Source organism: Gelidibacter algens (genome assembly GCF_001678675.1).
GTDB lineage: Bacteria > Bacteroidota > Bacteroidia > Flavobacteriales > Flavobacteriaceae > Gelidibacter > Gelidibacter algens.
On record NZ_LZRN01000004.1, the window covers coordinates 20,280 to 31,745 of the forward strand.

Genomic DNA, 11,466 nt, shown 5'->3' on the forward strand with positions numbered 1-11,466 from the left:
AAATGAAAAACACAATTAAATGGCTATTCGTATCGGTGCTCTTTGCTGGGTTAAGCTGTACAAATTTAGAAATCGAACCCACGGATTCATTTTTTGATCCGTCTTTATCTAGCGAATTTTCAGGGGTAAACCCAGCAGCGTCATTGGATGGGTTATATAGTGCCATGAGAGGGCAAATTGAAGATCAGGCAAATTTTTACGCCTTGGCAGAAGTTTCATCTGATGAATTGTTGGTCCCTACAAGAGGAATCGATTGGGGAGACAATGGGGTGTGGCGTAACCTACATGACCATAACTGGGATGCGGTACATTCTTACGTTAAAAATACCTGGAACAATTTAAACCAAAATATATTCAATGCAACGTTGATTATTGATTCTAGAAGTGGTGGTTCTCCACAGCAGGTTGCTGAAGCGAAATTTTTGAGAGCTTTCAATACCTACTGGCTTACGGATTTTTACGGTCAGGCGCCATTTAGAACTCCTGATGAAGGACCAGATGTCAATCCTTCTGTGAAAACTAGGGCGGAAGCTTTTGAGTTTGCGGTGCAGGATTTAATGGAAGCACTTCCTGATTTGCCCGCTTCTGGTCCAGGTGCCTCACTCAATCGAGCATCCAAAGCATCTGCGCATTATTTATTGGCAAAATTATACCTTAACAAATTTATATTTTTAGGGACTTCTCCTGATGCCGCAGATATGAATAAGGTGATTGAATATGTTGATGCTATCTCCGCACAAGGATTTGCTTTAGAAGGTGGTTATTTTGACTTGTTTACAGAAGCAGTAGATTCAGAAACTATATTTTTTACAACCTCAAGTGTTGGAAATAGAATATGGAATACTTTGCATTACAAACAAAATGCCCCAGGGAATGATGGTGGCGGCTGGAATGGATTTACGACGTTATCAGAATTTTACGATTTATTTGAAGGAGACCCTAATTCTAACGAACTAGGATCTGGACAAGAGGAGCGTCGAGGTTTTGTTCCAACAGACGGGTCGCATTTCGGAATCGGATATGGTTTTTTAGTTGGTCAACAATACGACGAAACAGGTACTGCCATGACAGATAGAACTGGTAATCCGTTGGTGTTTACAAAGGAGTTACCGGGTCTTTTAGGGAATAATGAACGTACGGGAATCAGGGTCATTAAATACCACCCAGAAAATGGTTCTTTTGCAAACCATGAAGTTGTTTTTAGATATGCAGATGCACACTTGATGAAAGCTGAAGCTATTTTGAGAGGTGGTGCTTCAGGAAGTACACCATTGCAACTAGTAAATCAGCTAAGAACTTTAAGACTTGCTTCGCCAATGACAACCGTCACTGAACAGTCATTATTAGATGAAAGAGGGCGTGAGCTGTATGGTGAATTCTGGAGACGGAATGATCAAATCAGATTTGGAAAGTTTTCTGAACCTTGGCAGTATAAAACCAATACAGATGCTTTCAGGGTATTATATCCAATTCCTTCAACCGCGTTGATTTCAAATCCTAATTTAGTGCAAAACCCCGGATATTGATTTTATATTTGTTAATTTGATTTTAGTCAGAAGGGGGGATATCCCCCCTTTTTTTATTAGAATTTCTCGTTAAAGGTATGTTTAGAGCCCTTGTTTATGTAAGTTGTTTTTTAGTTTTTGGGTGTTCCCAAAAAAAGGAGGTACTTTTTTTTAAAACACTTGATTCTAATAGTACAGGTATCGATTTTAAGAACCAAATCAGTAATACTCCAAAGTTAAACATCCTTAACTATTTGTACTTCTACAACGGTGGAGGGGTCTGCGCTGGAGATTTTAATAACGATGGGTTCGTGGACATTTACTTTACATCAAACCAGCAAGCGGATAAATTATATCTAAATCAAGGCCACCTTAAATTTAAGGATATCACCGCCATATCTGGTATAGATAATTCTGATGGTTGGACAAATGGGGTCACTTCCGTGGATATAAATAATGATGGACTTTTAGATATTTATATAAGTAAAACTTCTAATTATTTAAATATTAAAGGCAAAAACTTGTTATTCGTCAATAAAGGAAATATAGATGGTTTTCCTTCGTTTAAAGAAGAATCCCAAATGTATGGATTGGATATTTCAGGATTTTCAACCCAAGCGGTCTTTTTTGATTATGATCTCGACGGCGATTTGGACATGTTTCTGTTAAACCATTCAGTACATCCCAATCGAACTTACGGCAATGGAAAAATCAGGGAATCTATTGATGCACAATCTGGAGATCGACTTTTTGAAAACAGGGAAGGGACTTTTGTGGATGTTTCTGCTGAATCTAAAATTTTCCAAGGCAAGATTGGTTATGGACTGGGATTGTCTGTTGGAGATTTGAATGATGATAATTATCCTGATCTATACATTGGAAACGACTTTTTTGAAAATGATTATGTGTACATCAACCAAAAAAACGGCTCTTTTAAGGATATTATTTCATCTCAATCTGACAAAATCGGACACACCACACATTACTCCATGGGCAATGCCATAAGCGATTTAAACAATGATGGGTTGTCAGATATTTTGTCATTGGACATGCTTCCAGAGGATTTAATCACCTATCGAACATCAGGGCAAGAGTATCCATACCAAATTTACAATCAATATTTGAGTAATGGTTATAGTCCACAATATATGCAAAACACCTTGCAATTGAATATGGGAAACGAAGCCTTTAGCGAAGTAGCGTTCTTAAGCGGTATTGCGGCCACAGAGTGGTCGTGGAGTCCATTGATTGCCGATTTTGATAACGACGGAAATAAAGACCTATACATTACAAATGGGATCTTAGGTGCTACGAACGATATGGACTTTATCAATTTCATATCCAACGATAAAATTCAAAAGCATTTAGATAAAGGCGTCAGGGAAGCGGATATGGCTTTCATCAAAGAGATTCCACAAAAAAAACAATTAATTATTTTTATAGGAACAATGGTAATTTAACTTTTGAAAATGTCACTAAACAATGGGTAAAATCAATTCCATCTTTCAGCAATGGAGCAGTTTATGCCGATTTGGACAACGATGGTGATTTGGATATTGTCGTGAATAATGTTAATGATAACGCTTTTGTTCTTGAAAACACCATCCAAAACAAACTACCATCAAGTTATTTAAAAATCAGCTTTATCGGGTCAGAAAAAAATCTGTTTGGGATTGGCGCTAAAGTAAAATTATTTGTTAAAGGTCAAATTCAAATCCAAGAAAATTATACCACAAACGGATATCTCTCTGCTAAAGAACCAAAACTGTATTTTGGTTTGGGGACTACAACGCTAATTGACTCGTTGGAAGTATACTGGCCACAAGGAAGCGTTCAAAAGCTTAAAAACGTGAAAAGTAATCAAGAGTTGGTCATTAATATAAAAGACACGACGACTTTTAATTCTTCCAATCCTATAAAAAATCCTTTTCTTAAAAAGGAATCTGATTTAATACCCTTTAAACACAAAGAACAAAATGCTTTTGATTACAACATCAACCCGCTTATTCCTTATGCCAAAAGTAATGAAGGGCCATCTATATCCGTTATAGATATTAATAAGGATGGTCTTGAGGATGTTTTTATTGGCGGTGGAAAAGGCCAACAGAGCGGGTTGTTTTTTCAAACAAAAGATGGCCGTTTTCAAATCGCTCCTAAAGACATATTTGAGGATAACCACACCATCAACGAAAACACATCAAGCGCTTTCTTTGATGCCAATAATGATGGTCTTCAAGATTTGATAGTTGTCAATGGTGGCAACGAATTTGAAAACGGGAAACCCTTGACACCTATTTTATACATCAACAACGAAGGTCGTTTGATTGAAGATGCCGTTCAATTTAAATCGATTGAGACCAACGCTTCAAAAGTGACCGTAGTCGATTTTAACAATGATGGCAATTTGGATATTTGCATTACTTCAAACGTGGTGCCCAAGCATTTTGGAGCTTTACCCAAGCAATATTTATTTCTAAATGATGGTTTGGGAAATTTCAAAGATATCACGAGATCATTTTCAATTGACTTTCAGACTATTGGTAATGTAGAAGATATTGTGTGGGTAGATCTCAATAATGACCAATTTATGGACGCCATAGTGGTAGGATATTGGATGCCAATAACTATCTTTATAAATCAAAAAGGGAGGAAGCTTATTCGGGAAAAACGAGATGAATTGTCAAAAACCAATGGCTTCTGGAACACCGTAAAGGTGGAAGATTTTGACAATGATGGCGATATGGATTTAATGGTCGGTAATTGGGGGTTGAATACAAGATTAACGGCATCGAAAGAACATCCAATAAGCCTCTACCTCAATGACTTCGATGATAATGGTAGCCCGGAGACCATTATTACCTATTATTATCAGGGGAAGGAAACACTCTTTGCAAATAAGGATGAATTGGTAAAAAAATTACCTTATTTGAATAAAAATTTTTTGTCTTACAAAGCTTTTGCTGAAGCGAAGCTTACAGATTTGATTCCAAAGGAAAAATTAAAACACGCACGAAAAACACAAGTTTTTGAACTGGCATCGTGTTATTTTGAGAATACCAACGGAACATTCAAAAAACGTAACTTACCCTTATTGACACAAATATCCACCGTCAATGATATCATGGTTGATGACGTCAATCAAGATGGCTTTTTGGATTTAATATTAGTGGGTAACAATATCCATATCAACACACAACTGGGACGATTGGATGCATCCTATGGACAGTTGCTATTGAACAATAAAAATGGGTTTTTTTATATGGAAAACCCAAATTTGGAGATCTCTGGGCAATCAGAACATATTGCCAAAGTAAAAATTAAAAACAAAAACTATTATATCATTTCAAGAAATAATGACACGCCAATTTTTTTATCAAAAAATATGTAAACTAGGATTGGTAATTCTTACAGGTTTTACAATCTATACTTGTAATTCAGATAAGGAAGAAGCCAGTAAAAAAGAAGTTGTAAAACAGGAGACACTTTTTACAAGTATGATGCCAGAGCAAACAGGTATTGACTTTGTGAACACGGTGGTGAATCAAAAAAACTTCAACATATTTAAATACAGAAATTTTTATAACGGTGGTGGCGTGGCCATTGGCGATATTAACAATGATGGCCTTCCTGACATCTATTTTACCGCTAACATGGGCCCAAATAAGTTGTTTTTAAATAAGGGAAACTTTGTTTTTGAAGACATTTCTGGAACCGCAGGCGTTGTAGGCAATAAACCTTGGTCTACTGGTGTGACGATGGTGGATATCAACCAAGATGGGTTTTTGGATATCTATGTCAGTAACGCAGGTAATATGGAAGGGAATAACCATGATAATGACCTTTACATCAACAACGGCGATTTGACCTTTACCGAAAAAGCGAAGGATTATAATTTGGCAACCTCCGGCTTTACAACCCAAACAACCTTTTTTGATTATGATAAAGATGGTGATCTGGACGCCTATATTCTCAACAATAGTAATATTCCTGTGAGCAGCCTTGGCTATGCACACCAAAGGGAAAAACGCGCACAAGACTGGGAAAATGTTCCTGATATATTTAGAGGTGTGGGCGATATGCTCTTGCGAAATGACAACGGTAAATTTACAGATGTAAGCGAAGCAGCAGGAATTTATGGAAGCCTGATAGGATTCGGATTGGGCGTTATGGTTACGGATATCAACAACGATTTATACCCTGATATCTACATCTCAAATGATTTTTATGAACGTGATTATTTGTATATAAACAATCAGGACGGCACTTTTAAGGAAGATATAGAAAATTGGACATCGCATCTTTGTTTGTCCGCCATGGGTGTGGATATTGCTGATGTCAATAATGATGGTTTGGCAGATATATTTGTGACAGACATGCTTCCCGAAGGCGATCAAAGAACAAAATCTGTTATGGAATTTGAGGGCTATAATGTTTTTAAACTAAAACAGGGAAAGGACTTTTTTCAACAGTACATTCAAAACACCCTGCAGATAAATAACGGCAATAATACCTTTTCAGAAATAGCAAATTTTAGCGGTGTTGCAAAAACAGATTGGAGTTGGGCAGGACTTCTTTTTGATATGGATAATGACGGCTTCAGGGATATTTTCATAACCAATGGCATCAACCACGATCTTACCGATCTGGATTTCGTGGATTTCTTTGCCAATGAGATCATCCAAAAAATGGCTTTAACAGGAAAGAAACAAGCCATTGATTCCATTATCAATAAAATGCCCCAAAGACCGCAACCCAATTATGCCTACAAGAACAACAAAGATTTAACCTTTACAGACGAAACCAACAATTGGGGTTTTGAAAAACCAAGCTTTTCAAATGGTGCCGCGTATGCAGATTTGGATAATGATGGCGACTTGGACTTGGTGGTCAACAACGTTAATATGCAATCATTTGTTTATAGAAACAATTCAGAGAAGATGTCTAAGAATAATTACATCAAACTGAATCTGGAGGGCATTCCATCCAATAAATTTGCCATCGGTAGTACGGTAAACATCTATCATAAAGATAAAATCATGGTTCAGGAACAGATGCCAACAAGAGGGTTTCAATCGTCTATGGACCATGTGATGACTATTGGTTTAGGAGATGAAACGCTAATTGATTCCATTAGGGTTATATGGCCAAATGATCAAACCCAAAAATTGACAAATGTTAAAGTCAATCAATTATTGAACATCAAGCAGAGCGAAGCCACTTCTGTCTACAAACTTTCAACTGTAAAAAAGGCCAAGCCATTTTTCGAAGAGGTTCCAACTGATTTTGTAAGTCATACAGAAAATAACTATTCTGATTTTGATCATGAAGGGCTTATTAATAAAATGCTGTCACAGGAAGGCCCCGCTTTGGCGATAGCTGATATTAACAATGATGGTCATGAGGATATTTTCATAGGTGGCGCAAAAGGCACAGCAGGAAACCTATACCTCAACAAATCCAACGGAAAGCTTCTGATGTCAAAAGTAAAAGCCTTGATTGATGACGCAGATATGGAAGATACTGCGGCCTCCTTTTTTGACGTTGATAATGATGGTGATATGGATTTGATGGTCGGCACTGGTGGGAATGAAGTTGGTCAGCAATCCACTTATAAAGTTCGGCTGTACCTTAATGACGGAAAAGGCAATTTCACGAAAGATACCAGACCAATACCGTTTACCCAAAATAACATTTCTGTAATAAAACCTTATGATTTTGACGCCGATGGTGATGTGGATGTTTTTATCGGTTCTAGAAGTGTTGTTGGCACCTATGGCATCAACCCTGAACATTTGCTTCTAGAAAATTTAGGGGATGGCACATTTAGAGACGCCACTCAAAAATTTGCTTATGATTTGAAAGATGCTGGGATGATCACAGATGCTGAGTGGGTGGATATTGACAGCGATGGTAAAAAAGATCTTATTACAGTGTCTGATTGGGGAACCCCGAATATTTATAAAAACACTGGCCGCCGTTTGATGAAACTAAACTCCAATTTGGATGATCTTAAAGGGTTATGGAATGCAGTGGAGGCTTCAGATCTGGACAATGATGGCGACTTGGACCTTATTTTAGGGAATCAAGGAAATAATACGGCCTATAAGTTCAATGCCGAAGAACCTATGAAAATGTTCATCAATGATTACGATAACAACGGAACCATTGAACAAATTTTTACAACACATCTCAATGGTGGCGATTATCCTTTGCACATGAAAAAAGAGTTGACGTCACAAATTGTTTCCTTAAAAAAAGAAAATCTTAAAGCTTCTGATTATGCAAAACGCAGCATCAATGAATTGTTCCCCAAAATTGATATGAACAATACCATTGTAAAACAATCAAACACACCTGAATCTGTCATTGCCATCAATGAAGGCAACGGTAAATTTACCATCAAAAAATTACCAACCATGGTGCAATTGTCTTGTGTGTGTGGCATTACTTGTATGGATGTGAACGGGGATGGGTTAATGGATATCATATTAGGTGGAAATAATTTTGAATTTAAACCGCAATTTTCACGCTTGGATGCCAATTATGGTTCGTTATTGTTGAATAAAGGAAACAATGAATTTGAATGGGAAGACTATTCCAAAAGTGGATTTTTCGTTAGAAATGAAATAAAGCACATCGCACAATTTGAAGATAAAAGCGGTGCTACGTATATAATAACAGCAATAAACAATGACATTCCAAAAGTTTTCAAAATCAGTAAATAACATAGTAGCCTTTGGGTTGTTAGTTTTTCTTTTTGGCTGTGGAAAAAAGGAACCAGCTGTATTTTTAAAGATAGAAGCTGCAACCTCCAATATCGATTTCACGAATACATTGACTGAAACTAAAGACCTCAGCATACTCGACTATCTCTATTTTTATAATGGTGGTGGCGTTGCTATTGGCGACATCAATGGTGATGGTTTAGCTGATATTTTCTTTTCAGGAAATCAGGTCAAGAACAAATTATATCTCAACAAAGGAGGGATGCAGTTTGAGGATATTTCCCAAAAGGCGGGCATCGCAGGCAATAGCTCATGGAATACTGGTGTTGCTATGGGAGATGTCAATGGCGACGGGTTATTGGATATTTATGTGTGTGCTGTAGTAGGTGTCAATGGATTTTACGGACACAATGAACTGTTTATAAATAATGGGGACAATACGTTTAAGGAATCCGCTTCAGAATATGGGTTAGATTTTGACACCTATAGCTCTTCTGTCGCTTTTTTTGATTATGACCTGGATGGAGATTTAGACATGTACTTGCTCAATCATGCGGTGCATACCCAACAATCTTTCGGAAAGTCAGATTTAAGATATCAACGAAATTATCAATCGGGTGACCGGCTAATGCGAAATGATACTGGCAAGTTTACTGACGTCAGTGAAGAAGCTGGCATTTTTGGTGGTTCCAATGGCTATGGTTTGGGTTTGGCCGTCGCCGATTTTAATCAAGATGGCTATCCAGATATTTATGTTGGCAATGATTTTCACGAAGATGATTATTACTATTTAAACAATGGCGATGGCACCTTTACAGACCACATGCGAACGTATTTTGGACATACCTCAAAATTCTCAATGGGTAATGACGTTGCAGATATTAATCATGATGGTTTACCAGATATAATTACTTTAGATATGAATGCTGAAGACGAGACAGTTTTAAAATCTTCAGAAGGAGATGAGGATATCCAAATACAGAGATTGCGTACCGGCCAATACGGCTATTATCATCAATTCATGCGCAATATGATGCAAGTGAATCAGCCAGATGGCAGCTTTCAGGAAACTGCTTTATTAAGTGGTGTGGCATCCACAGACTGGAGTTGGAGTGCTTTATTTGGCGATTATAATCAAGATGGCGAACAGGATTTATTTATATCCAATGGCATTGAGAGACGACCAAATGATCTCGATTATATCAAATATGTGTCCAATGATCAAATCATAGAAAAAATTGACAAAACCAATTTGGTCGATCAAGAAGCTTTGTTAAAAATGCCTTCAGGTAAAGTGCCAAACTATATTTTTATGGGAGAAGGCAATTTGATCTTCAAAAATAGATCAAAAACATGGTTCAATGACAATCCACCTAGCGTTTCCAACGCATCGGCAGTTGGCGATTTGGACAATGATGGCGATTTGGATTTGGTGGTCAGTAATCTAAACGATGCAGTCTCCATTTATGAAAACCAAACTGATAAAACTGCAAATAGTTACCTCAAAATAAAATTCAATTATGTAGCACCCAACACGTTTGGGATTGGCACGAAGGTTTACGCCTATACAAACGGGAAGCTACAATTCAAGGAATTGCACACCACGCGCGGATTTCAATCGACATCAGAACCTATAATTCATTTTGGTTTTGGAGAGACTACGCGTATAGATTCTGTAAAAGTGATCTGGCCAAATAAAACCGTCCAAGTCTTAAAAAATGTCAAAGTCAACCAAACGCTTGTCATAAAGCCAGAAAACACCAAATCACTGAAACAGAACGATCTTCACAACAACAAAATGTTCGAAAAAGTTGAAGGCAATCTTGGCATTGGTTTTACCCATGAAGAAGATAATTATACTGATTTTTTAAAGCAAAAGCTGATCCCTTATCAAATATCTGATAAAGGACCTGCAGTTGCCATAGGTGATTTGAATGGCGATGGTAAGGAAGACATTTTCTTTGGCGGCTCAAAATTCAAAACCTCCAAAGTGTACTTGCAGACCGATTCGAGTTATGTAGAAGCGACCTATCCAGTTTTTACAAAAGATTCCATTAAGGAGGATGTGTCAGCCTTGATAGCAGATTTGAACAATGATAAAAAAAACGATGTATTTATTGCTACTGGTGGTGGTCATTTTAGAGCTAAGATGAAACCCTTACAAGACAGCTATTTTACACAAAATAAGGATAATGGCTACACGTCACAACAATTACCTGAATATTTTGAAAATGCCTCCGTGGTAAAAGCATGTGATTTTGATAATGATGGCGATTTGGATCTCTTTGTGGGTGGGTATGCCGTTACGAATGATTTTGGTAAACTCCCTAACTCCTATGTTTTGGTCAATAACAATGGAACATTTTCAATTGCAGATGGCGTCTACCAAATGGGAATGGTCACTGATGCCGTGTGGGACGATTTTGATGGTGATGGCTTGAAGGATTTAATTGTTGTAGGTGAGTGGATGTCCCCTAAATTTTATAAAAATACGAATGGAAAATTTATTGAAATAGATAAAATAGACAATCTCAATGGTCTTTGGCAAGCCATAGAACCCTTTGATATTGATAATGATGGGGATACAGATTACTTGCTTGGCAATTGGGGGACGAATACAAAGTTTAAGGCTTCACAAGACTACCCAATGCTCATGTATTATAGTGATTTTGACGGGAATGGGCAGACGGAAACCATTGTTTGTACAGCAAAAGATGACAATTATTATCCGATTTTAGGGCTGGATGAGCTATCGAGCCAATTGGTGTTTTTAAAGAAAAAATTCAATTCGTATCAAACGTTTGCTGGGCAACCGATCACTTCAGTTTTGGATCAAAAAATGATTAAAAACGCCAAAAAGTTACAAGTGCATACCCTTCAATCTGGATATCTGGAAAATGATAAGGGCAATTATAAGTTCGTTCCGTTCATCAATACATTGCAAGTAGCACCAATCACCTCATTTTTAAAATATGATTTTGATGGCGACAATAAGGATGAGGTATTTGCTTCAGGAAATTACTTTGGGGTCACACCATACCACGGCCGTCTGGATGCTTTTTCGGGAGCACTCATCAAAAACTCGAAATCAATCACCCTAGGAACACAACTAGGAATGAATTTAAGTAACAAAGCAGTTAAGAAAATAAGCGTCATTCATTTAAAAAACAAACCATATCTTTTAATGACCTTCAATAACAGGAAAGCAGAAGTTTATAGCATATTAAATTAAGTCC

Annotated in this window: 5 protein-coding genes and 1 pseudogene; all 6 read left to right on the forward strand. The window is 37.2% G+C overall.

From position 1 onward, the window contains the following. The first annotated feature begins 2 nt into the window (after positions 1-2). Positions 3-1,526: a RagB/SusD family nutrient uptake outer membrane protein gene (locus tag A9996_RS02675; RefSeq protein ID WP_066430597.1), complete on the forward strand. Its 1,524-nt coding sequence runs from the start codon at positions 3-5 to the stop codon at positions 1,524-1,526. A gap of 77 nt (positions 1,527-1,603) precedes the next feature. Continuing rightward, positions 1,604-2,965: an FG-GAP repeat domain-containing protein gene (locus A9996_RS20385; protein ID WP_248912308.1), complete on the forward strand. Its 1,362-nt coding sequence runs from the start codon at positions 1,604-1,606 to the stop codon at positions 2,963-2,965. Further along, positions 2,932-3,009: pseudogene (locus A9996_RS20390) on the forward strand (hypothetical protein); the annotation flags it as partial. The gene A9996_RS20385 and the pseudogene A9996_RS20390, both read left to right, overlap by 34 nt. A 27-nt stretch (positions 3,010-3,036) precedes the next feature. After that, entirely contained in the window at positions 3,037-4,893 is a 1,857-nt protein-coding gene (locus A9996_RS20395; RefSeq protein WP_248912309.1) for an FG-GAP-like repeat-containing protein, read from the forward strand. Further along, the gene (locus A9996_RS02685) at positions 4,859-8,230 is read left to right on the forward strand and encodes a VCBS repeat-containing protein (protein ID WP_066430600.1); all 3,372 of its coding nucleotides are present in this window, start codon (positions 4,859-4,861) and stop codon (positions 8,228-8,230) included. Before A9996_RS20395 ends, A9996_RS02685 begins: the two co-directional genes overlap by 35 nt. Further along, positions 8,196-11,462 (forward strand): VCBS repeat-containing protein, encoded by a 3,267-nt coding sequence (locus A9996_RS02690; RefSeq protein WP_066430602.1) that lies wholly within the window; start codon positions 8,196-8,198, stop codon positions 11,460-11,462. Before A9996_RS02685 ends, A9996_RS02690 begins: the two co-directional genes overlap by 35 nt. Positions 11,463-11,466: the final 4 nt, after the last annotated feature.